The 23,513-nt window shown below is 39.3% G+C and carries 18 protein-coding genes and 1 other annotated feature; of the genes, 8 read left to right on the forward strand and 10 right to left on the reverse strand.

Annotated features, from left to right (window positions below):
• Nucleotides 1-27: 27 nt before the first annotated feature.
• Together HNQ41_RS04425 and ezrA are read right to left on the reverse strand one after the other, a co-directional pair.
• A complete protein-coding gene (locus HNQ41_RS04425) occupies nucleotides 28-402 on the reverse strand; it encodes a hypothetical protein (protein WP_184663216.1) in 375 nt (124 codons plus the stop codon).
• Nucleotides 403-475: 73 nt separating this feature from the next.
• Complete coding sequence (ezrA, locus tag HNQ41_RS04430; RefSeq protein WP_184663217.1) at nucleotides 476-2,173, reverse strand: septation ring formation regulator EzrA; 1,698 nt, start codon at nucleotides 2,171-2,173, stop codon at nucleotides 476-478.
• A 194-nt stretch (nucleotides 2,174-2,367) separates the two neighbouring features.
• Here ezrA and hisJ point away from each other — a divergent pair, with 194 nt between their 5' ends.
• Nucleotides 2,368-3,204, forward strand: coding sequence for a histidinol-phosphatase HisJ (gene hisJ, locus HNQ41_RS04435; protein ID WP_184663218.1), 837 nt, complete (start codon nucleotides 2,368-2,370; stop codon nucleotides 3,202-3,204).
• A gap of 4 nt (nucleotides 3,205-3,208) precedes the next feature.
• On the opposite strand, the gene refZ is transcribed toward hisJ, so the two are convergent.
• Nucleotides 3,209-3,829, reverse strand: a complete 621-nt coding sequence (gene refZ / locus HNQ41_RS04440) for a forespore capture DNA-binding protein RefZ (protein ID WP_184663219.1) — start codon at nucleotides 3,827-3,829, stop codon at nucleotides 3,209-3,211.
• Nucleotides 3,830-3,986: 157 nt separating this feature from the next.
• Here refZ and HNQ41_RS04445 point away from each other — a divergent pair, with 157 nt between their 5' ends.
• Nucleotides 3,987-4,466: a GAF domain-containing protein gene (locus HNQ41_RS04445; RefSeq protein ID WP_184663220.1), complete on the forward strand. Its 480-nt coding sequence runs from the start codon at nucleotides 3,987-3,989 to the stop codon at nucleotides 4,464-4,466.
• Nucleotides 4,467-4,546: 80 nt separating this feature from the next.
• Here HNQ41_RS04445 and HNQ41_RS04450 read toward each other — a convergent pair whose 3' ends face one another.
• Nucleotides 4,547-6,883: a sensor domain-containing diguanylate cyclase gene (locus HNQ41_RS04450; protein WP_184663221.1), complete on the reverse strand. Its 2,337-nt coding sequence runs from the start codon at nucleotides 6,881-6,883 to the stop codon at nucleotides 4,547-4,549.
• A 375-nt stretch (nucleotides 6,884-7,258) separates the two neighbouring features.
• Between HNQ41_RS04450 and rpsD the strand changes: the two genes are divergently transcribed.
• The gene (gene rpsD / locus HNQ41_RS04455) at nucleotides 7,259-7,861 is read left to right on the forward strand and encodes a 30S ribosomal protein S4 (RefSeq protein WP_184663222.1); all 603 of its coding nucleotides are present in this window, start codon (nucleotides 7,259-7,261) and stop codon (nucleotides 7,859-7,861) included.
• Nucleotides 7,862-7,932: 71 nt separating this feature from the next.
• Here rpsD and cls read toward each other — a convergent pair whose 3' ends face one another.
• The gene (cls, locus tag HNQ41_RS04460; RefSeq protein WP_184663223.1) at nucleotides 7,933-9,387 is read right to left on the reverse strand and encodes a cardiolipin synthase; all 1,455 of its coding nucleotides are present in this window, start codon (nucleotides 9,385-9,387) and stop codon (nucleotides 7,933-7,935) included.
• A 140-nt stretch (nucleotides 9,388-9,527) separates the two neighbouring features.
• A complete protein-coding gene (gene tyrS / locus HNQ41_RS04465) occupies nucleotides 9,528-10,805 on the reverse strand; it encodes a tyrosine--tRNA ligase (protein ID WP_184663224.1) in 1,278 nt (425 codons plus the stop codon).
• A 72-nt stretch (nucleotides 10,806-10,877) separates the two neighbouring features.
• Nucleotides 10,878-11,103: a binding site (T-box leader), on the reverse strand.
• A 143-nt stretch (nucleotides 11,104-11,246) separates the two neighbouring features.
• On the opposite strand from tyrS, the gene HNQ41_RS04470 reads away from it, so the two are divergent.
• From HNQ41_RS04470 to HNQ41_RS04485, 4 genes are all read left to right on the forward strand, one after another.
• Complete coding sequence (locus HNQ41_RS04470) at nucleotides 11,247-14,063, forward strand: transglycosylase domain-containing protein (protein ID WP_184663225.1); 2,817 nt, start codon at nucleotides 11,247-11,249, stop codon at nucleotides 14,061-14,063.
• A gap of 223 nt (nucleotides 14,064-14,286) precedes the next feature.
• Nucleotides 14,287-14,919 carry a GNAT family N-acetyltransferase gene (locus HNQ41_RS04475; protein ID WP_184663226.1) on the forward strand — a complete coding sequence of 211 codons (633 nt, stop codon included), beginning with the start codon at nucleotides 14,287-14,289 and terminating at the stop codon, nucleotides 14,917-14,919.
• A 32-nt stretch (nucleotides 14,920-14,951) separates the two neighbouring features.
• On the forward strand, nucleotides 14,952-15,602 hold the full coding sequence (locus HNQ41_RS04480) for a CBS domain-containing protein (RefSeq protein ID WP_184663227.1): 651 nt from the start codon (nucleotides 14,952-14,954) through the stop codon (nucleotides 15,600-15,602).
• Complete coding sequence (locus HNQ41_RS04485; RefSeq protein ID WP_184663228.1) at nucleotides 15,595-16,785, forward strand: acetoin utilization protein AcuC; 1,191 nt, start codon at nucleotides 15,595-15,597, stop codon at nucleotides 16,783-16,785. The genes HNQ41_RS04480 and HNQ41_RS04485 overlap by 8 nt, the downstream gene beginning before the upstream one ends.
• A 93-nt stretch (nucleotides 16,786-16,878) precedes the next feature.
• Here HNQ41_RS04485 and motS read toward each other — a convergent pair whose 3' ends face one another.
• The 4 genes from motS to HNQ41_RS04505 all read right to left on the reverse strand — a co-directional run bounded on the left by motS (nucleotide 16,879) and on the right by HNQ41_RS04505 (nucleotide 21,038).
• Nucleotides 16,879-17,649 (reverse strand): flagellar motor protein MotS, encoded by a 771-nt coding sequence (gene motS, locus HNQ41_RS04490; RefSeq protein ID WP_184663229.1) that lies wholly within the window; start codon nucleotides 17,647-17,649, stop codon nucleotides 16,879-16,881.
• Nucleotides 17,636-18,448 carry a flagellar motor protein MotP gene (gene motP, locus HNQ41_RS04495; protein WP_184663230.1) on the reverse strand — a complete coding sequence of 271 codons (813 nt, stop codon included), beginning with the start codon at nucleotides 18,446-18,448 and terminating at the stop codon, nucleotides 17,636-17,638. The genes motS and motP overlap by 14 nt, the downstream gene beginning before the upstream one ends.
• A 52-nt stretch (nucleotides 18,449-18,500) precedes the next feature.
• Entirely contained in the window at nucleotides 18,501-19,514 is a 1,014-nt protein-coding gene (gene ccpA, locus HNQ41_RS04500) for a catabolite control protein A (RefSeq protein ID WP_184663231.1), read from the reverse strand.
• Nucleotides 19,515-19,952: 438 nt separating this feature from the next.
• Nucleotides 19,953-21,038: a bifunctional 3-deoxy-7-phosphoheptulonate synthase/chorismate mutase gene (locus HNQ41_RS04505; protein ID WP_184663232.1), complete on the reverse strand. Its 1,086-nt coding sequence runs from the start codon at nucleotides 21,036-21,038 to the stop codon at nucleotides 19,953-19,955.
• Nucleotides 21,039-21,290: 252 nt separating this feature from the next.
• Between HNQ41_RS04505 and pilM the strand changes: the two genes are divergently transcribed.
• Nucleotides 21,291-23,453, forward strand: a complete 2,163-nt coding sequence (gene pilM, locus HNQ41_RS04510; protein WP_184663233.1) for a cell division protein FtsA — start codon at nucleotides 21,291-21,293, stop codon at nucleotides 23,451-23,453.
• The last annotated feature ends 60 nt before the right edge of the window (nucleotides 23,454-23,513 follow it).

The following is a 23,513-nucleotide window of genomic DNA, read 5'->3' on the forward strand; positions in this document are numbered from 1 at the left end:
TTATTGTCAGCATACTTACGGTCAACTTTACTTTTGTAAAACATTTAATAAATCATCGATTGAGGCCTGTCCATCAGGAGCAATATGATGAACATCTTCTCTTTGAATACCGCTCTCAGATATCCGATCGAGATCTCGCTTTTCATCTTGTTCATGATTAGAAGCAGAAGTCTCCTTTACCCTACTGCTTTCCTCCTTCTCTTGTTGGCCGCCATCTCGGTGTTGTAAAGAACCATCATCAGCTAGAGATTCATTAAACTCTTCACTTTCAAAATCCGATATCGTTTTATCGTGAGTCAGATTTGCTTCTTCCGAAGGCTGAAAGATGATAAATAAAGCAACGCCCCAAATTCCGAGGCAAACGACAGCTGTCGAAAGAAGGAGGAGAAAATGTTTTTTCACCTAAATTTCCTCCTTGAAATCATTGTGTATCTTCTTAAGAATTCACGTTGTTCACATTAACTTCAAGTGAATCCTATTGATATACATGCTCTTGCAACCCTTCATCTACTTTTGATAATACATGGGCGTCGAATGGTTCTATCGCTTTTACAGCTACTTCTAACGCTTCATCATATTGAAAATTTCGAAAGCATTCTTCAGCCTGTAATAATTTAATGTTTAATTCATCATTTCGGCTTCTGTAACGATTTCCATATTGAATCACTCTTTCAACGAGGTTTGCTTTTTCTATCGTATCATAGAGTAAGTCGAGACAGTGTTCAATGTGTTCACTGGCTTCTTTCACATAATAAGACACTTCTTCCATTGATAACGGCGTCTCATCTAACTTTTCATTGGCCGACATAAGAGATTTTTCCCCTTCCTGAATCGCCTCTAGAAGCTTTTGAGGAACACCTGGAACATTACTTTTTTGTAACTCACGTTGGCCATGAAATAACTTTTGCTTTAACTCAGCCAATGTCTCTTTCGCTTGAATTTCATCACTTCTTAAAGAACGAATACTATCCAAGGCTTCTTGAACCTGATTTTCACAAGAAGTAACTTCAGAGGCAAAATCATAAACCATCGCTTTCAAAGCTGTAAACGATTGCTTGCGCTTCTCAATAGAATCTTCTATAACAGAACGTTGGTTTTTTAACTCCTTCAACCACTTCTCAACTTTTAATTGCTGTTTCACAGCTTCATCAGGCAAATGATAATTCATTTTCACTTCTTCCATCTCTTCATCTAAAGAATCAAAATTAGTTTCCAACTTCTCAACTCGTTGATAAAGTTTCGGAAAATCCCTTTCAACGTACTGCCTGGACAATGCTTCTTCTTCTAATTTTTCATATATATTTTCAATTTCTTGTTCAATATGTTCTAACGGCTCGCGGACTTCTTCCATCCGTAAATGATCGAGTAAAGGTAGTAAAGCCATTAAGCGACGACGCATTTCAGGTACTTGCAACGCAAACGAAAAATGGGCTAAATGATATCCAGATTCCTCCATTTCATGTAACCCTGATTCTAGTTCTTGTAGTTGACCTGGAATATCCGTTTCGATTTTCACGTGCAGTTTTGGGATTTCCTCTATCAACTCATTTACTTGAGAAATGTTTTCCTGTAACTGTAAAAGAATGTCCCGAGCTTGAAAATAGTTTCCTTCTTCAGTTTCATATTCAAACTCACGAAACTTTGCTCCCATCTCTTCAAGGGTCCGCTCTAATGCATGCCCTGCTTGACCGAGTGCCCCTTTTTGCATCCAGAGGCGTTTTTTTGTTTCATGGTATGTATGTTTAACATCTTCGATTTCATTTCTGTTCTGTTCTTCACTGTTAACAAGATCATTAATTTCAGTCAACATATCAGAGATCCTGTTCTCAATGATGTCTAACTCTTTTTCTATATTGCTTATATAACGCTTCGCTTTTTGAAATCGATATTTATTTGTTAATTCTTCGACATCAAAAAGTTTTTCTTCAATGTCAGGAAGCTGCTTTGCGAGAATATCATCCCATTCTTCACGCCAAGATTCAAACCGCTCCTCTGTCTCACCTGAAATATGTAACCCTTTAATTTTTGCAATTTCATCGCTTACAGGGCGATTCATGATTTCCGTTTTCCACGTCTCTAATCGGTCAATGTTCCCATAAACTTTGCGTCTTGACCAAGTTGTGAAACTAACAAAAGCAATGAGCGCAACGATGACAAATGACAACACGTACATATTGGGCCTCCTCCCGCAACTTGATTCTTGTTGTATTGACACGTAAACAAAATATGTATAATTTAGAATTAATTTATGAAATAGAAAATGTAAACTTCCTTATATAATATCATGGAAACAATCGAAATTGAGAGGGTTTTGTCAATATTTTTAGTGATTTTCAAAATTTCTCAAGCTGAAAGGGATGACAGTTTATGTTCTTCGACGCTCATGTACATACGCCATTTTGCCCACACGGTTCAACTGACCCTCTAGAAGCATATGTCGAAAAGGCGATAGAAAATGGTTATAAAGGGATCAGCTTTACTGAACACGCCCCCTTACCAATTGGTTTTACCGATCCTGTCCCTGAACAAGATAGCGCACTTAGACTAGAGAAACTTCCAGATTATCTAAAAGCGGTCGATGAATTAAAAAAGAATTATCAGGGTACGATTGACATTCGGACTGGGTTAGAAGTTGACTTTATTGAAGGGTTTGAACGTTCGACACGAACGTTTCTCAATCAATGGGGACAATATTTAGATGATGCCATTTTATCCGTCCACTTTCTTAAAAGTACAAATGACCGTTATATCTGTCTTGATTACAACCATGAATCCTTTCAACAACTCGTTGATGATTTTGGCAGTGTCGAAGCTGTTTACGAGAAATATTTTGAAACGGTCCGCAAATCCATTCGCACTGACTTAGGCAAATACAAACCAAAGCGTATCGGCCACCTTACACTCGTACGAAAATTCCATCGCCGTTTCCCTGTCATGGATTCGGCCATGCAAGGTGCGTTCGATTTACTCCCAATTATATCTGAATTTAATATGGAAATAGACGCAAACGGTGCAGGCGTCAACAAAAAGGATTGCTTAGAACCTTATCCACCACTTGAAGTCATTCGTCAGGCAAATGATTTGAAGATTCCAATCGTCTACGGATCCGATGCCCATGTTGCATCAGCTATTGCGCAAAAACCAAATGCTCTATTCGAGATTGATGGATTAGATTTTTCTAAACCTGAACCCTATTCTACTTAATGATTCAAGTTGGTAAATGTTTTTTCGTCATACTCAGGAGCCACTTTTTTAACTCTTGAAAATATGTGTCTACGAAATCATCTTCATGAGGCATGAGATGGTACACTTCACGAATGTATTGCGGGTGCAAAAACGGCATGATAATCATCCCCCGCAATTGTAGTACAAAGTAGTCACCAACTTCGATGATTTCGCCACTCTCCCCCCCTTCATCAAGAAGCATTTGATATAAGTGGCGTTCCTTCATTAAATAAGTGCTCATTAGCTCACGAACAAGTGTCGAGTCGAGCGTAATTTCACGATGAACAAATCGAGCAAGGTTATGGCGCTTTTTTTGATAATCAAGAATGTTATACACAGCTTTCAATAAACGATTGAAACTTGTTTCTTCTGAATTCAGTTCAAAAACGGTTGATTCTAACGTTTCAATATACCCTTCAAAAAATGACGCCATTAACTGCTCTAACAACCCTTGCTTACTTCCAAAATAATATGAAATCAAAGCGACGTTCGTATTTGCACGCTCGGCAATGTCGCGAACGGTCGTACCTGTATAGCCGTAAACGTTAAACAGCTCAATCGCTGCATTCCATACGCGCTCTTTTTTCGTCCTCGTAGCTTCCATGATCTGAACCTCCCGAGTAGAAAAATTACCACTCCTAAACCATTTCGAAATAAACTGAATGAATTCCTTCTCATTTGGCATTAACTTTTTTTGATATCTCTTCTTTTTTAATTATGTTATACTTCTAAAAAAATTATCAACTTTGGAGGCGTAAGCATTGTTTAACGTTGAATCATATGAAGGTACTTTAACAGAGCAGTACAATAAAGTTACCAAACAGCTTGAGGCACTTCTCGAAGGAGAAGATGATTTCATCGCCAATTTAAGTAACGCTACATCATTATTAAATCAATTTCTCGATAATATTAACTGGGTTGGTTTCTACTTATGGAAGCAAGACCAGCTTGTACTCGGCCCATTCCAAGGATTACCTGCTTGTGTGCGTATTCCTTCAGGCAAAGGTGTTTGTGGCACAGCAGTCGAACGTAGAGAAACGGTTCGTGTAGAAGATGTTCACAAATTTCCTGGTCATATTGCCTGTGACGCAGCTTCAAATTCAGAAATTGTCATCCCTATGATGAAAGATGGTGAATTATTAGGTGTCCTTGACATCGATAGTCCAATAAAGAACCGCTTCACGGCTGAAGATGAACAACAATTAAACCGTTTTGTTGACACGCTGGTCAATTACCTTTAAATCCTATCGATTGGTCATACATTAAGAGGCTGTACTAAAGGGGGCTTCCTTTTTGCGCAGCCTCTTTTATGATCAAACCGTTATTTTTCCGCGGGTTTACTCATTTGATATTGATTTTTCCCACTATTTTTAGCAGAGTACAACGCCTGATCTGCTTGATTAAACAGTTTTTTTAACGATAGGAATGGATCAGTTGCTTTTGACCAACTAGCGACCCCACATGAAATCGTAATCGCTGGCTCTGTTTCCTCTTTCACACTTGACAATATCCGCTTCGCAACTTTTTTAGCAACCTCTTCATCAGCTTTTCGTAAGTAAATCGCCATCTCCTCGCCACCCCAACGGGCAGCAACATCCATGTTTTCACGTATTTGGCTCTTAAGGATATCGGCAACTTGAACGAGAACGTTATCGCCCACTTGATGTCCATAATAATCATTAATATTTTTAAAATCGTCCACATCAATTAAAATGAGTGTCCCACCTTCGTCTTGTCTCATTGCTTTATCAATAATTTCATCAAGGTAACTACGTGTATACAACTTTGTTAAATAATCTGTAACGACAAGGTTTTCTAATTCCTCATGGAGCTTCGAATTAGCAAATGCTAACGACGAATGATGAACGAGTGCCTGAAAAAGCTTGAACGTCTCAAATGTAAAAGCATTCGGAGGTTGACAAACAACGACCGCGACGCCCATTAGGCGATCATTTTGTTTCATCGGTACAGCTATGACCGATCGATAAAGAGGTTCTTCCTGTTCTTCATTTACTGGAATGAATTCTTCTAAATCATTTACAAAAACCGCCTCTTCCTTTGTACGAACGTATTCTAATACGCAACCGAGCGTTCGTTGACAGCGCTTTGTAAAAAAGAACGGACTACTTCCTTCCAAAATATGTTCAGAGTGATCTTTTTCATCAAAGAAAATAAATCCTACTTCTTCAGCTGAAAAAGAATCGACCATACGGTTTTTCATATAACGAACGACTTCAGATAACTTTAAGTTTGAATTCAACTGTTGAGATGTTTGGTTAATGAGGCGGAGTTCAGCAATATATTTTTGTGACTGTTGATATAAATCAGCATTTTCAATCGCATTTCCTGCCATATCAGCTAACAGTTGAATATCGTGAATATCGCCATCTACAATGTAACGAACGTGTTGAACTTGCAATTGTAATACACCATAAACGCCTTGTTTCCCTTTTAAAGGGACATATACTGCCGTGCCACTATCATCTGTTTCTCTCTGTACTTCTCCTGTTATATACGCTTTGGCAGATGGTTTGTCTCGTTCTTGCATTGAATAGCGGAGCTTATGAATCGGTAATTGATCAGAAACATCCCAATCATGTGATAAGTAAAGACAAACATCATAATGAGGATAAATTTCATTAAGAGCAAAAATGATTTGCTTTAAGATCGCACTTACATTCATCGTTGAATGGAAATTTTGATTGACTTTAAGAAGATGTTGTTTACGCGTGTGTTCATCGTACATTCGTTCAAAATCTACGAGTCTCTTCAAACGTTTGCTAAGCAAATCACATACTTTTTGTATGTCAGAAAAATACGTTTGGTTACATATCCCTGTTGAAACTGAGTACATGAAAAGTGCCTGAATATCTCCATCATATTGAACAGGAAATAAGGCGTAGTCAGCAGGAGCACGTTGGCGATCAAAAAGAGCCATTTTTCCGACATGACATTTACTTATCGCGGAGTAACCTTTACTTTCAAACACTTTCTCATTTTCTTCCCATTTTTCAAGATCTATCGAATAATCGTCAGCACTTTCAATCATCTGTTCGTTTGTTGATGTTAGTAATTGAAATTGCTCAATGATATCCTCAAAAATAAAAAAGGAATAGTCACCATCTACCATACGACTCTTGAGCAGCGCCAAACATTGTTGAGCAAAAGTTGACAGATGGTTCATATCGTCCGTTTCATGTAGTAGAGACATCATTTCTTTTTCGATGTCATCACGTTTGAAAACTTGCTTATGTCCTGCCTCTTCCTTAGCTTTGAGTGAAAAAGAAATCATTTGTCTTGCCAACATTAAAAATGGACCAGTTTGAGACATCTCCACTTCATGATCTACAACCATGAGACCGACGGATGCGTTTCCCGCCTTGGTGTCGTACTCTAATGAAACGTCCACGAGATCAAAACGAAAACCCTGAAACAAACTCGTCTTTTCGCCTAATGTACGTGAAGCTTTCCAACGACAAAACGCATCGAGCATGTCTTCATTAACATCTCCAATTTCCTTCATCAAAATGACATTGTGCTGTTCTGTTATTAAAAACAATACTGCCCGTTGAAAATAATCAGTCAACGTTGCGTCAAGTTGAAACATATCTTCTAATAACATGTTATAATCGACCTTCTCAATGATTCTGTCCGTCATGTTTACCACCTACTTTTATTTAAACGGAAGGTCTACACTCCGATATTACTAACTTCTACTGTCATTTTACTAGAACTCACGTTTCAAAACGACCATTTTACTCCATTTTTTCAATATGAATCAAATAACACAACAACCTTGACAGTAACAAAAAAAGATTATACACTATTCTTTGTGTTAAATAAGACAGCCAAGGTGAACATCATGTGACGCATTTTATTCCCATTCCCAGCGGCTGATTACTGGAATAATGAGGTGTATCGCGTAACCCCTAGCTGTCGGGGCGAAGGTACATGAAAATAAAATGCCCATGTGAGTGAGATCACCCCTGTTTTTATTTTTTCACAAAATAAAGACGATAAAGGAGGAGTCTCCATGGCTCGATACACAGGTCCAACATGGAAAATCTCCCGTCGCTTAGGTATGTCCTTAAGCGGTACAGGGAAAGAATTACAAAAGCGTCCTTACGCTCCAGGACAACACGGTCCTACTCAACGTAAAAAACAGACTGAATACGGTTTACAGCTTCAAGAAAAGCAAAAGCTTCGTCACCTTTACGGAATGAACGAACGTCAATTCCAACGTTTGTTTGATGAAGCTGGTAACATGAGCGGGATCCACGGTGAAAACTTCATGATCCTTCTTGAATCTCGTTTAGACAACCTTGTCTACCGTATGGGTCTTGCACGCACACGTCGTGCAGCTCGCCAGCTTGTTAACCACGGACACGTAACAGTTGACGGTGGTCGCGTTGATATTCCATCTTACCGCGTTAAGCCTAGTCAAGTGATCGGCGTTCGCGAAAAGTCCCACAGCATGGACGTAATTAAAGAAGCTGTTGAAGTAAACGACTTCGTTCCAGCTTACTTAGACTTTGATGCTGAAAAGCTAGAAGCTACATTCACACGCCTACCAGAGCGTTCTGAACTACCTGCTGAAATTAGCGAACAGCTCATCGTTGAGTGGTACTCTCGTTAATAATGACGCATATAGTCAGAAACCCTATTTCAGGGTTTCTGACTTTTTTTGTTGCTGACACCGTTATACATTTATAGAATCGGCGATAAAAGACGAGAAATCGCTTCTTTAAATTTGATAAATAGAGGTCGCTTCTGATACCTTTCTAAAGTCAATTCTGAACAAACTTCACGATCTTCCAAGAACATTTCATGGAGATCGGCAGCCACTTGCTGGTCATAAAGTAAGGTGTTAACCTCAAAGTTCAATTTGAAACTACGGTTATCAATATTCGTCGTACCTACAGAAGCCACTTCCCCATCAACGACAATCGCCTTGGCATGCATAAACCCATTTTCGTATATCAATATTTTCGCACCATATTTTAAAAGCTCTCCAACATATGACCAAGTAGCCCAATAAACAAACGGATGATCCGGTTTATTCGGAATCATAATATGTACATCAACACCAGATAACAAAGCAACTTTACACGCATCCATGAAGCTAGCATCAGGAATGAAATACGGCGTTTGTATGTACACGTTTTTTTTCGCAGACATCATGAGTTTGATATACATGTTTTTTATGTATTCGGTTTCAGAATTGGGGCCACTTGCAAGCACTTGGGCTGAACTCTGTCCATCATGATTTTTAGTTCGAAATGAAAATTGTTCACTGTTCAATTGTTGTTGTTTCGTAGCATAATGCCAATCTAAAATAAACCTCCCTTGAATTTGATCAACAGCTCCCCCTCTCACTCTAAGATGGGTATCACGCCAATAACCGAACTTTTCATCATGCCCTAAATACTCTTCACCTACGTTAAACCCACCAATGTAACCTACTTCTCCATCGATTATACAGAGCTTTCTATGATTTCTATTATTGATGCGAAAGTTAATCAGTTTCAAAAAGGAAGGAAAGAAAACGGCGACTTCACCCCCATGTGCCACCATTTCTTTAAAATAGGAAGGTGAAATTTTACGTGATCCAATTTCATCGTAAAGAATACGTACTTTTACACCTTGTTTCGCTTTTTTTGTCAGTTCATCGCGGAGTTTTTCGGTTAGTGAATCCCTTTGAATGATGTAATATTGGATATTAATTTCTTTTTCAGCCGCACGAATATCATCAAATAATGCAGCAAATTTCCGATGCCCGTCATTAAAAATTTCTACTTCATTGTCCGTTGAAACCAACGCATTCGGTGATTTTAAGTTCATTCGAATTAAACCTAAATATTTTTCAAATAAATGCTTTTGCCGATAGCTAGGATCCTTTAGTTTTTCCAACTGTTTGTCTACAGAAGATTGAAGGTAATCTTGTTCTTCATCAGTAAGTTTGTAAAAGTTTTTTTGGTTGATACGACGCCCTAAAAAGATATAGAAAATAAACCCTAGAAGAGGAATAAAAAATAAGACCATCAACCAAGCCCAAGTGTGTCCGATATCTCTTCTTTCAATAAAAACAACGACACAAGCTAACAAAATATTTATGATCGGAATCATCGATAAAACCCATGTACTAATATTGGTTAATTCCATATATAACTCCCTTCATAAATTACTAAAAGTAATTCTCATTTGTTGTCGTATTATTTCCGATAAACCAATCGACATTCTCTAGCTTCAAATCAAAAACGGGCATGATTTCAAATCACTCATGCCCGCAAATGATCAAACTTTTAAAATGTAATGAGGTAGTATTTCTTTTTCCCTCTACGTAAAACGATGAAACGATCATCTAAACGTTCTGCTTGCTCAACAACTTTTCCTGTATCTTGGCAACGTTCTCCATTAATGTAAATCGCACCGTTTTGAATATCTTCTCGTGCTTGACGCTTTGATGAAGAGATCCCTGCTTGAACAAGAAGGTCAACGAGACCGATTTCTTCAGCTTCGCAATGATAGCTAGGTACATCTTTAAAACCTTGCAAAACTTCTTCAGCTGACAGTTGTTTCAGATCTCCACCACCAAACAATACATCTGTAATTTTTTGCGCTTGGGCTAGTTTTTCATCACCATGAATAAAACTGGTCACTTCTTCTGCCAGTTTACGTTGTGCCTTCCTTTCATGCGGACGCTCCTCAACTTCACCTTCTAATTCAGCGATCTCTTCTTTCGTTAAGAATGTGAAGTATTTTAAGAAAGTGATAACATCACGGTCGTCTGTATTCAATAAGAATTGGTAGAACTCATATGGTGATGTTTTTTCTGGATCTAACCAAACTGCTCCACCTGCTGTCTTACCAAACTTGGTACCATCACTTTTTGTCACAAGTGGAATCGTCATACCAAATGCTTCTTGTTCAACATCTGTTTCTTCAGGGTTTTCACGGTGCTTACGGATTAATTCTAGGCCAGCAGTGATATTGCCCCATTGGTCACTGCCTCCGATTTGTAAACGACATCCTTCACGTTGAAATAGATGGTAGAAGTCAAGTGACTGTAAGATCATATAACTAAATTCTGTGTAGGAAATCCCTGAAGAAATACGAGACTCAACAGAATCTTTAGCAAGCATGTAGTTAATGCCAAAGTGCTTCCCTGTATCCCGAAGGAAATCTACCACTGACATGGAACCGATCCAATCATAGTTGTTGACCATTTTCGCTCCGTTTTCACCATCAAAATCTAAAAAGCGAGAAAGTTGTCCTTTAATCTTTTCACTCCACTCTTCAACAACATTTTGTTCATTCAAAGAACGCTCAACATTTTTACCACTAGGGTCACCAATTAACCCTGTTGCACCGCCGACAAGCGCTAATGGTCGATGACCATTTAATTGAAAGCGGCGCATCGTTAAAATTGTCAGTAAATGTCCGATGTGCAAACTGTCCCCTGTTGGGTCAAACCCGCAATACAACGTAATGGAATCATTTTCTATTGCTTTTTTCAGACCTTCTTCATCAGTGACTTGGTTAACAAGTCCACGAAACGTTAAATCTTCATACAATGACATGTTTTATCCCTTCCCTTTCTTTGATAACTCTCTTTATATTTTCCATAGAAAAACAAAAAAACTCCTCCCTAAAAAAGGGACGAGTTGATCGCGGTACCACCCTCGTTGAAAGCTTACTTCTCGTTTACTTTCCACTTCAAAGAACTAACGGTCTCACCCGTCGCATGCATTTAGCTCACAATGCACGCGAAAGCTCCGAGGACGTAATTCATTTGCCATCTTTGCGTTGGTTCACAGCAACCACCAACTCTCTGTAGCAGGGAGATGACCACTACTTCATCCTCATCATTGCTTGATATTTTTCTTTATTGATTTATGTAATATTTCTCTTTTACCATATTTCTGCTGCAAATGTCAAACTTTCTATATCTTACTTTTCGACGTATTTCATCTTTTGTTTGATATGCTATAATGAATGTTGTATTTTGAGGAGGTTTCGACATGAGCAATAAACGATATACAAATCGCCAAGACGCTAAAGGGCGTTCATTTAATCGCCAATCTTGGTTCAAAAACCTACGTATTACTTCAAAAGTCGTTTGGAACTTATTTCTTGTCTTTTTAGCTACTATTCTTATAGGAACAATGTTCGTCGGTGGGGCTGGGGCTGGTTATTTCGCATCCCTCGTTAATGATGAGCCTATTCGTAGTTATGATGACATGAAAAAAGATATTTATGACTACGAAGAAATCAGCGAAGTCTATTTTGCCGATGACATGTATTTAGGTGAACTTCCATCTGAATTGGAACGACGTGAAATTCCTTTAGAAGATATCTCCGACCACTTAATCGAAGCGGTCATTGCAACTGAAGATGAGTATTTCTTCAACCACGATGGGATTGTACCACGTTCTTTAATGCGCGCTACTTATCAAGAATTCTCTGGAGCCCCTGTGCAAACCGGTGGAAGTACACTCACACAGCAACTTATTAAAAACCAAATCTTATCAAGTGAAGTTTCCTTTGAACGCAAAGCAAGTGAAATTTTATTAGCCATGCGACTAGAAAACTTCTTTGAAAAAGACGAAATTCTTGAAGCATACCTAAATGTTGTTCCGTTTGGTCGAAATGCATCAGGGCGACAAATAGCTGGTGCACAAGCTGCAGCTCAAGGAATTTTTGGTGTGGACGCTAGCGACTTAAACCTTGCACAAGCTGCATTTCTCGCTGGAAAACCGCAGAGCCCTTTTGCTTATACACCATTCACTTCAGTTGGAGAAGTCAAAGATAACTTTGATGCTGGTCTCAACCGTATGAAAACTGTGTTAAATCGAATGAAAGGCGCAGGGTTTATTGACGAAGAAGAGTATAATGAAGCGATGGATTATGACATTCGTGAAAACCTTACAGAAAGCACACCGTCTACTTATAGTAAATATCCTTACCTGACACAAGAAGTTGAAAGACGCGCAGTTAGGATCGTTAAAGAACAACTGCTCGAAGAAGACGAAATCAACCTTGATGAAATTGATAACATTGAACAACGCCAACAACTGTCTGCTGATTATAGTCAACAAGCACGTCGAAACTTAAGACGAAACGGGTATCGTATTCATTTAACGATCGATAAAGAGATTTACGATGCCCATCAAGAAGTGGTACAAGATGATTCATTATTTGCCAACAATAAATCACTTGACGGGGAAGATTATCAAGAAGAAGTTGGATCCGTCATGATTGAAAATGGAACGGGTCGAATTCTCAGTTTCGTCGGTGGACGTGATTACGAGATTCAAAATTACAATCATGCAACGCAAATGTTCCGTGATAATGGATCAACGATGAAACCTTTACTCACTTATGCTGTTGGGCTTGAAACAGGACATTTACAGCCTGGTTATATTACACCAGACATTCCATACGAGTATGAAACCAATGGGCAGCAAGTACGCAACTTCGATCGTAACCACCTCGGCTTTATAACAGCTCGTGAAGCGTTACAAAGATCTCGAAATGTTCCTGCTGTACGTGAATTTAATGAATTAGATCACGACGTTCTTCGAGAGGGTCTTCTAAATAACGGAATCACGAACCTAGATGACCACCAACCTTATGAGGCTACAGCATTAGGCTCTCACGGCACGACAGTAGAAATGAATACAAATGCATTTTCCACATTCGCTAACGGCGGTGAACACGTTGAAAGTTATATGATAGAAAGCATAGACACCCCTGACGGCGACTCTATTTACGAGCGCGAGTCTGAAACAAATGAAGCATTTTCTGAACAAACTTCATACCTTCTCGTAGATATGATGAGAGATGTACTTAAAAGTCCTGGTACAGCATCCGGACTTCCGGGTATGCTGAATTTCCAAACAGACCTAGCGGGGAAAACCGGGACCTCTAGTGATTACGCCGATTCCTGGTTTGTTGGTAGTAATCCAAACGTAACACTCGGTGTTTGGATTGGTTATGATGATAGCCGCTTACGTCTTACTTCAGTGCACGAAGGACGATCATACGGAGTCCGTACACAAAGAATTTGGGCTAACTTAGCAAATAGCGTCCATGATATCGACGAAAACATCTTTTCAGCTAATGAAGAGTTTCAAATGCCTAATAACATCGTTAGACAATCCGTTTGTTCAATTTCAGGTAAGCTACCATCTGATATTTGTGAAGAAATTGGACTTGTTGAAACAGATTTATTCAACGCAGAACATGTTCCAACTGAGTCTGACGATAGCTTAACAAAAGCCGAATACGTTCAAATTGGTGATGATTTATACACTGCATTAGAATCTACACCAGAGGTATTTTTACGCGAGGGTGTTGCCGTTGACGAAGAATACTTTGATTTCCTTGATGGAGACACTGCTGAACTACTCAACTATTTTCCTGACGATTGGGAAGAGTCGTTAGTTCCAGATGAAGAAGCTCCTGATAACGGCAATACACCAGAATCTCCTAATGTCCAAGAAATTGACGGGCAGATTACATGGGAGGAACATCCAGAAGAAGATGTCGTTGGTTATAACATCTACGAACGAAGCGACGAAGACGACAACTGGTCAGAAGTAACTAATATAAGAGCTGACGAATCTCTCGCTTATGAAGCAAGTAATGGCATGATTGCTATCACAGCCGTTGATGTAGCAGGAAGAGAATCAGATTATACTGAAGTCATCCTTAACGTAATCGATGACGAAGAGGATGAGCAAGATCGTCAAGATGAAGAAGACGGAGAAAAAGAGGAAGAAAAGGATGAAAACGAAGATTCTGAGGACGATGACCAAGACGAAAGCGATGAATAAACGTACACTTTATCTGCTTCGTATCAATATTATGATATATTCGTAAGAAAAAACGGTGACCATTTTCGGTCATCGTTTTTCTTTTATTCGCATACATAGTAATGAATTGAATTAAACGCTCCTAAAATGTCACCATCGATCCTTTCAGTATGATATATTATTTGTAACAAAAGTATTTTCCTTACTTCCTTACCTATACCATTCAAAAAGGCAGGTTATGCGAATGGAGCACAACAAAACGTATCATTCGCTCGAACTAAATTCAAAAACGCCTCCCTTCATCGTCGAAGGACCGATTACAAAAGAACAATTCGTTAGGTATGAAATGGACGAAGGACTCATCGCGTTTCGTCAACCAGATAAACAACGTGAAGCCCTCAAAAACGTCCTAGAGTTACCAGAGAGTCGATTAATAATTGCTAGAGACCATCAAACGATTGTCGGTTATAGTATTTTTTTATACCCCGACGAAATCGAACGATGGTCAGAAGCAAACCTTTCTAATTTACTAGAATTAGGTGCGATTGAAGTTTCCGCAAAGTATCGAGGTTATGGGATTGCAAAACATTTGTTGAAAGTGGCGATGGCAGATGATGCTATGGAAGATTACATTATCATTACAACTGAATATTATTGGCACTGGGATTTAAGAGGGGCTGGTTTATCAATTTGGGAGTATCGAGACATTATGCAAAAAGTGATGAATGTCGGCGGTTTAGAATGTTATGCCACAGATGACCCTGAAATTTGTTCACACCCTGCAAACTGTTTGATGGCTCGAATTGGTGAACGTGTCGATGCTGAATCTATTCACGAGTTCAATCGTATTCGCTTTAAGTATAAGTACATGTTTTAGCACTTTGACGATTATGAAAGGGGATTCGACTTATGATTGTGCGACAATTGATGAAGACAGATTTTAATAAGGTTCATCAATCAACGACAATTGCTGAGGCGATTGCATTATTGGAAGCTGCAAGAGTCCGTCATTTAATTGTTACCGATGAGAAGGAAAATATGGTGGGTATCGTTTCCGATCGTGATTTACGTGATGCCAGCCCTTCTACGCTGAACAATAAAGAAAGCGCTTACTCAATGGAAAAACCGCTATCTTCCGTAATGACGCACGATGTCATCACCGCTCACCCTGATGATTTAGTTGAAGAAATCGCAACACTTATGACCCAGCAACGTATAGGGTGCGTTCCTGTTCAGCTGCATGATGAAATTATCGGTGTTGTTCGGGATAAAGACATTTTACGGATGCTCGTTAAGTTAATGGGGGCTGATCAACCAACCTCTCGCATAGAAGTTCAAGTTCCTAACGTTAGTGGTATGTTAGCTGAAGTATCAGCAATTATACAAAACTTTGAAATCAATGTACAAAGTGTGTTCATGTACCCAGCTAAACGGAACGATAAAAAAATGTTAGTTTTTCGTTTGCAAACGATGGATCCACGCAAAGTTATTGACGAGGTCCGAGATCACGGCTATGAAATTCACTGGCCGATCGGTCCGGAGATGAATCGTTATGAGTAAAGGTAAAGATGCTGTTTTCATCTATTCAGATGAACAACAATCATATAAATTTAGCAATGACCACCCTTTTAATCAAGACCGTTTGAAAATGACACGGGAACTCCTTCACACATTAGGCGCTTTGCAAAAATCAGATGAATTGAGCGCACGGATAGCGAAGGAAAATGAGCTATCACTCATCCATAATCAAGACTTTATCGATGCAGTCAAAAAAGCAAGCCATGGTACATTCCACTCTTCAATGCAAACAACATTTGGTATTGGTACCGATGACACACCTATCTTTCCCGGTATGCATGAAGCTGCTTCTTGGTTAGTGGGCGGAACGTTGAAAGCGGTGGAAGCCGTTTTTGAAGAAGGGTATTTGCATGCTTTAAACCTTGGTGGCGGGCTACATCATGGGTTTCGCGGGAGAGCATCAGGATTCTGCATTTATAATGATAGTTCCATCGCCATCCAGTACTTAAGAAAATATTACGATGCGAAAGTTATGTATATTGACACAGATGCCCATCATGGGGACGGCGTTCAGTGGGCATTTTACAATGACCCTAACGTTTGTACTGTTTCCTTGCATGAATCCGGACGTTTTTTATTTCCAGGTACGGGGTATGTGAATGAAAGAGGGCATAGTGAAGGTTACGGGACGGCTGTAAATGTACCATTTGAAGCTTTTACTGAAGATCAATCTTGGCTCGATGCTTATTACACCGTTATAAAGGAAGTAGCTGCACAGTTTAAACCTGATGTCATCCTATCCCAAAACGGTGTAGATGCACATTATTACGACCCTTTAACTCACCTATGTACGACGATGAACATTTACCATCATATCCCGACTCTCGCTCACGAACTGGCACACAAGTATTGCAACGGACGATGGATTGCTGTTGGTGGTGGTGGTTATGACATTTGGCGTGTCGTTCCGAGAGCTTGGTCGATTATATGGTTAGAGATGACAGATCAACGACATTTGCTAAATCAATCTCTTCCAACCGAATGGCTTGATCGTTGGCAACAGGCAGCACCAGTTACGCTACCAAAACAATGGTACGATGAGGAAAATATATACCCTTCAATTCCACGAAAAAGAGAAATTGAAGAAAAAAATAATAGGACGGTCGAAAAAGCGTTACGCCCTTTTCGCGATAAAAAAAAGCGCCCTTTCTCACCTAATTACTAGTTTGGATTGATTTCATTGATTAAGAGAGTAAATTCTATCTAAAACAAAAAGCTGACTTAAAACGGTAGATTCCTTTACAAGTCAGCTTTTATTTTATTCATCTTCATGGGCAGGATCAGAAATCACAATGACAACGCGGCGATTTTTTTGCATGTTCTCTTCACTTGTATTTGGTGCAACAGGTTGTGTTTCGCCATAACCAATAGCTGAAAAGCGATTTAAATCTACGTCAGCATGTTCATCAATAAAGCGGATGACACTACTCGATCTTGCACCTGATAATTCCCAATTAGAAGGGTAACGATAGTTTTGAATAGGACGACCATCCGTATGCCCTTCGACTTTCACGTCATTTGGAATCGTTTCTAATAGCGTCCCTACTTTTTCTAAAAAGGGTTCTGCTGCAGGCAAAATTTCTGCTTCAGCGGTATTAAACAATGTTTGTTCTTGAAGGACAAGAACGACGCCACGTTCATCCCTTGTTGCTGATATATTTTCATGCAAATTATGCGTTTCTAAATAATCATTGACTTCAGCAAGAAGATCATCCAATTCGTCTTCCCCTTCTTCAATCACTTCTTCGTCAATAAACTGTTCGAAAGGATCTACCTCTTCTTCGAATGGATCATCTTTAATATCTCGATCTTCTGCTGGATTTTCAAATGGAACGATAGACGGATAATCATCGAAAATGGCGCGATTTTGAAACGACTCAGCGATCGCATTAAATCTTTTTGCATCAATAACAGACATTGAAAATAGTAAGATAAAGAAAACGAGAATTAACATCATCATATCAGAAAACGTCTGCATCCATTTCGGCGACCCTTTCTCTTCTCGCTTTTGTTTCCTACGCTCTAACATCTTCAGACGCCTCCACTTCCTCGTCATCTTGATCTTTAGCGTGGTTTGGTAAAAAGGCACTTAGTTTCTCTTCTAATATTTTCGGGTTTTGACCTGATTGAACACCGATAACTCCCTCAACGACAATCTGCTTAACAAACACTTCCTCTTCCGTTCTCATCGATAGCTTATTTGCCATCGGAATGAAAACAAGGTTCGCTAATAGCGTTCCATACAATGTTGTTAAAAGAGCAATCGCCATGTTTGGGCCTAGTGTTTCTGGGTCATTTAAGCTCTGTAACATGAGGACAAGTCCAACAAGTGTACCGATCATTCCCCATGCTGGTGCATATTCTCCTGCTTTTTCAAAGATTGAGCGCCCTTTACGATGACGTTCTTCCATCGCCACAACTTCAGCCATCATAATATCTTTAATGACATCAGGCTCAATCCCATCAACCGCCAAAAGAACACCTTTTCTTATAAATGGATCTTCTACTTCTTCCATCCCTACTTCCAAAGCAAGTAACCCTTCCCGCCGTGCTTTCGTTGAAAGTTCAACAAACGTGTTAATGAGGTCTTCGAGATCATGATCATCCGATTTGAATGTTTCTTTCAATACTTTCGGAAGTAACTTTAATTCTTGTAATGAAAAGTTGATAAGTATTGCAGCTGCAAGCCCTCCAAATACAATAAGTATCGATGACCATTGCACAAAAAATTGGACATTGCCTGCCCCTGCATTCGAATAAATCGCAAAGAATACCATCGTTAAACCGACGAATATTCCAACCGGTGTCAAATAATCTAGTTTCTTCATAATCCTCTCCCTAGCCACGTCTTGTTCTATTTTCTCTCTCTCAATTCACGCTTTAGTTAACTGACTCACCTTTTGTTGATTGGCGGTCTTCAATTCGGTGCGGTAAAACGACGACATCTTCATCTACATTTTCACCGTTCATCAATTTGGTTAACAAACGCATTGAAACAGCACCAATATCATACATTGGTTGTACGACTGATGTGAGCGTTGGACGTACCATCATCGCTAAACGTGTGTTATCAAATCCGATGACCTCAAAATCTTCTGGCACACGATAACCACGATCTTGAGCACCGTGGATAACACCTAAAGCCATTTCATCCGTTGAGGAAAACACAGCCGTAGGCTTATCTTCAAGAGATGTTAATGATTCCATAGCTTCGATTCCTGAATCATATGTATAGTCACCAATGACGACATAATCTTCATTAAAGGAAATGCCATGTTCTTCTAGAGCACGTTTGTAGCCTGCGTATTTTTGATATCCGTTAACTGGATCTTCGAGCGTTCCTGTTAACATCGCAATTTTATTGTGTCCTTGATCAATAAAAGATTTGACAGCGTCGTAAGACGCTTGTTCATAATTTATATTTACAGAAGGTAATTTTCTTTCTTGATCAAGTGTTGCAGACATTACAACCGGAACTGGAGACTTTTCAAATGCTTCGACATGATCATCAGTAATTTCGCCTCCCATAAACACAATCCCATCTACTTGCTTTTCTAACATTGTGTTAATGAGATGAATTTCCTTTTCTTTGTTTTGATCAGAATTTGACAAAATCATGTTGTATTTATACATTGTTGCAATATCTTCAATCCCTCGTGCTAATTCTGAGAAAAAGATACTCGAAATATCAGGAATAATAACGCCTACCGTCGTTGTACGTTTACTTGCTAAGCCTCTAGCAACCGCGTTTGGCCGATATCCTAAACGTTCAATAGCTTCTAAAACGCGCTTTCTTGTTGTTGGTTTAACATTAGGGTTTCCGTTTACAACCCTTGAAACTGTCGCCATTGACACCCCAGCTTCTCGTGCTACATCGTAAATCGTTATATTCATTTTTATTTCCTCCTTGATATTTTTACCATTTTATGGCTTTCATACTTTCATAATGTATTGTCATGATACGACAATTTCAGCAGGGGCGCAATCTCAATAATAATATCGACAAAATTTGCACCCGTTTTCAGTTTTCTTCAAAATTTTTTATAGAAAATTCCTTATTATTTCAATTGTATTGAAGAAATGTTTAAGTTGGTGACTAGGAAGAGGTTATGATTTCTTGTTATCGTAGTTTCATTGGATCCATTTCATCATTCATATTTCACCATTCATATAATGACTCATATGGCACCTCTGTATTAGCTTGGCACTTTGTGAAAAGAAGTATACGTTTTCGTGAATTTTTTTCCTTTAAAACAACAAGAAAACGCCGAACCTACGCTTATCAGCCAATGCGATAAGCTTAAAGGTTCGACGTTTAGAAGAAAGACCGCATTAAACGCGTACATCTTGTAAATAACCGGACGTTCTTAAAGCCTCCATAAATTCATTAAATTGTGGAATATCCATTTGTTGAGCTGAATCGGAGAGGGCTACTGCAGGGTCTGGGTGAACTTCCGTCATCACACCGTCAGCGCCAATGGCAAGCGCAGCTTTTGCTGCTGGCAATAGTAAGTCCCGTCGTCCTGTTGAATGCGTCACATCCACCCATACTGGTAGATGTGTTTCTTGTTTTAAGATTGGCACAGCTGAAATATCTAACGTGTTTCTAGTTGCTTTTTCATAAGTACGAATACCACGTTCACATAGCATGACTTGATCATTTCCTTTTGCTAACACGTACTCAGCTGCATTCATGAACTCTTGAATTGTTGCCGACAATCCTCGTTTCAATAGGACTGGCGTCTTAATATCTCCGGCTGCTTTTAATAATTCAAAGTTTTGCATATTTCGGGCACCAATTTGGACAACATCAAGGTATTCAACCGCTTTTTCTAAATCGGCTGGATTGACAATTTCACTAATAACCGTTAAATCATGACGATCGGCAACACGTCGTAAAATTTCCAACCCTTCGATTCCGAGACCTTGGAAATCATAAGGAGATGTTCTTGGCTTAAAGGCTCCTCCTCGTAAAAATGGAATGCCTTGTTCTTTAATCGCTTTGGCTACTGCATCCACTTGTTCTTCATTTTCAACAGAACAAGGACCAGCAATAAGTTGTTGTGTACCATTTCCAACAGGAACATTGTTAAGGTCGATAATCGTATTATCTGGATGTTTCTTACGTGATACGAGCAACGCTTTACTGTGATCATCTTCTTGCAATTCTAGACTTGCTTTAAATATTTCTTTGAAAATATGTTGAAGAGTAGATGTTTCAAAAGGGCCAGCATTATTTTCAGAAATTGTATCAAGCATATCCCGTTCACGAACAGGATCAAAACGATTTGACCCTTGTGCACTCTTTACTTTACCAATCTCTTGTGCAACCCTAGCTCGTTCATTAATAAGATCTAATAACTGCAAATTAACATCATCTAATTGTTTTCTTAATTCCTCTAGCTGCTCGTTTGCCATAAACCAAAACTCCTCCCCTTCATCTTTTATGCTATGTTCTAAATTAATTAGAGACTATTATAACTGATTGGCAATTATCTGTCACGTAATTTTTCTTTAATCATTAAACGCTTTTAAGCATTAAAGTGACGTAACCATTTTTCTCCCCCTCTTCTGTATCTCATTGAATCATGTATAATAAGGGCAGAGACAACATCATATTCCATAATCCGACAAATGCCATTGAGTTTGAAGTAAAGTAGAGGTGGACATATGAACGAAAAAAACTACGAGCCTATTTTTGCACTTGATATCGGAACACGCTCCGTCGTAGGACTTTTATTACATAAACAGTCTGACGGATACAAAGTCATCGATATTAAGCAACGTGAGCACCGCGAGCGTTCCATGTTAGACGGACAAATTCATAATGTCATTGCCGTTAGCAAAATTATTAGCGAAATTAAAATGACATTAGAGGAAAAACACGGACCACTAACATCTGTTTGTGTTGCTGCTGCGGGCCGGTCACTTAGAACTGAGCGTGCTGAAATGACTGTCGACATCGAAGGAAAACCGCTGTTTCAGCAGAGCGACATTTTGCATTTAGAATTGAGCGCAGTCCAGAATGCTCAATATGCACTTGCACAACAAGCAGAAAATGAAAACCAACCTCTCAATGATCATTGTGTTGGTTATTCTGTATTAAATTATAAGCTGGACGGCGAAGTGATCGGAAGTTTAGTTGACCAAAACGGAAAGCAAGCATCCGTTGAAGTGATTGCAACCTTTTTGCCAAAAGTCGTCGTCGAGTCATTGTTAGCGGCCCTTCATCGTGCTGAGTTAAGACTTGAAGCTTTAACATTAGAGCCTATCGCGGCGATTAATGTATTAATTCCACCATCTATGAGGCGATTGAATGTTGCGTTAGTTGATATTGGGGCTGGTACTTCAGATATCGCTATTACAAATGAAGGGACAGTCACGGCTTATGGAATGGTGCCCGTTGCAGGTGACGAAATTACAGACGCGATTAGTGAAGAGTTTTTGCTCGATTTTCCTGATGCCGAGTATGTAAAAAGAACCGTTTCAGAACAAGAAGAAGTAACAATGATGGACATTTTAGGTTTTGAAACGACTTATCATCAATCTGAAATCATTGAAAAAATAGATCACGCAATTGAAAAGTTGGCGGAAGCGATTAAAGACGAAATATTGTCTCTGAATCAACAGGCACCTAAAGCTGTTATGCTTGTCGGAGGCGGAAGTATGACATCTGGGTTAACCGAAAAACTAACTGAAAAACTTTCACTACCGACAAATCGTGTCGCCATTCGTGGCATTGATGCGATCCAATCATTAGCAAGTGATCACGAACTAAACCCGACACCTGAGTTAGTCACACCAATCGGGATTGCTATCGCTGCGAAAGAATCGCCTGTCGAATATTTAAGTATTGAAGTCAATAACCAAACGGTTCGACTATTTGATATGAAACAATTGACCGTTGGAGATGGGTTACTAGCTGCCGGTATAGAGATTTCAAAACTTTATGGGAAGCCGGGGATGGCAAAAATTGTCGAAGTTGACGGTCGAATTGTCTCATTACCTGGGAAATACGGACAATCACCAGTTTTAACGAAGAACGGACAAAATACAACTTTAGATTCTTCTCTAGAAGATGGGGATGTGATTTTTGTCGAACGCGGATCCGAGGGACATGATGCTGAAGCTACTGTTAAGGATATCATTGGATCTCTCCCAAATCTGACTGTGACATACAATGATCGACCTGTGACAATAGAGGGGAAAATATTCATCAATGATGCCCCTGTCTCATTAACAACGACCGTTAACGACCGTGACATCATAACGACCCAAGTTGCTTCGACTGCCGGCGAGGTCGTTAAAGAGATCGAACCAGGCTCACCATTGGATGAAGGGTTTATCCGTATCACCATCAATGGCTCTGAAAAGCGTATGCAAACCGATGATGTGTTACTAGAAAAAAATCATCGTTCAGTAAGTGCTCGAACGCCCGTTCAAGATGGTGATCACATTCATTATAAGCGAGCATCTTCACCTATACTTGTGGCACATATGCTCAAAGAGTTGGAAAGACCACTCACCTTTACAATCGATGTTTCTTTTAACGGTGACCGAGTTAAGTTAACGAAAACGTTAATTAAAGTTTACCGACATGGAGAGATATTAAATGAGCATACGGAATTACAAGACGGAGATGAACTAACTATCAATGAGCAAGATGTCAATCAAGGGACGTTTATTTTTCAAGACTTATTTAACTACGTTGATGTCGATACCTCTCCTAAACGTAATCAGAAACCTGTCCTTTTACAGAATGGAGAAAGCACTTCCTTTTCTGCCCCTATTCAACATGGGGACGAATTGGAGATACAATGGCTCCCGATTTGATTTAAAACAACATTTTAACCGTAAAAGGACTCTAGAAGGTTGACTTATCCTTCTAGAGTC

Origin of the sequence: Texcoconibacillus texcoconensis (genome assembly GCF_014202575.1) — a bacterium.
Classification (GTDB): Bacteria; Bacillota; Bacilli; order Bacillales; family Salisediminibacteriaceae; genus Texcoconibacillus; species Texcoconibacillus texcoconensis.

Bases quoted from the DNA above. Each gene is read 5' to 3' on its own strand.
- ezrA (WP_184663217.1), bottom strand. From the start codon at position 2,173: ATGTACGTGTTGTCATTTGTCATCGTTGCGCTCATTGCTTTTGTTAGT.
- hisJ (WP_184663218.1), top strand. From the start codon at position 2,368: ATGTTCTTCGACGCTCATGTACATACGCCATTTTGCCCACACGGTTCA.
- refZ (WP_184663219.1), bottom strand. From the start codon at position 3,829: ATGGAAGCTACGAGGACGAAAAAAGAGCGCGTATGGAATGCAGCGATT.
- HNQ41_RS04450 (WP_184663221.1), bottom strand. From the start codon at position 6,883: ATGACGGACAGAATCATTGAGAAGGTCGATTATAACATGTTATTAGAA.
- rpsD (WP_184663222.1), top strand. From the start codon at position 7,259: ATGGCTCGATACACAGGTCCAACATGGAAAATCTCCCGTCGCTTAGGT.
- cls (WP_184663223.1), bottom strand. From the start codon at position 9,387: ATGGAATTAACCAATATTAGTACATGGGTTTTATCGATGATTCCGATC.
- tyrS (WP_184663224.1), bottom strand. From the start codon at position 10,805: ATGTCATTGTATGAAGATTTAACGTTTCGTGGACTTGTTAACCAAGTC.
- HNQ41_RS04470 (WP_184663225.1), top strand. From the start codon at position 11,247: ATGAGCAATAAACGATATACAAATCGCCAAGACGCTAAAGGGCGTTCA.
- HNQ41_RS04475 (WP_184663226.1), top strand. From the start codon at position 14,287: ATGGAGCACAACAAAACGTATCATTCGCTCGAACTAAATTCAAAAACG.
- HNQ41_RS04480 (WP_184663227.1), top strand. From the start codon at position 14,952: ATGATTGTGCGACAATTGATGAAGACAGATTTTAATAAGGTTCATCAA.
- HNQ41_RS04485 (WP_184663228.1), top strand. From the start codon at position 15,595: ATGAGTAAAGGTAAAGATGCTGTTTTCATCTATTCAGATGAACAACAA.
- motS (WP_184663229.1), bottom strand. From the start codon at position 17,649: ATGTTAGAGCGTAGGAAACAAAAGCGAGAAGAGAAAGGGTCGCCGAAA.
- motP (WP_184663230.1), bottom strand. From the start codon at position 18,448: ATGAAGAAACTAGATTATTTGACACCGGTTGGAATATTCGTCGGTTTA.
- ccpA (WP_184663231.1), bottom strand. From the start codon at position 19,514: ATGAATATAACGATTTACGATGTAGCACGAGAAGCTGGGGTGTCAATG.
- HNQ41_RS04505 (WP_184663232.1), bottom strand. From the start codon at position 21,038: ATGGCAAACGAGCAGCTAGAGGAATTAAGAAAACAATTAGATGATGTT.
- pilM (WP_184663233.1), top strand. From the start codon at position 21,291: ATGAACGAAAAAAACTACGAGCCTATTTTTGCACTTGATATCGGAACA.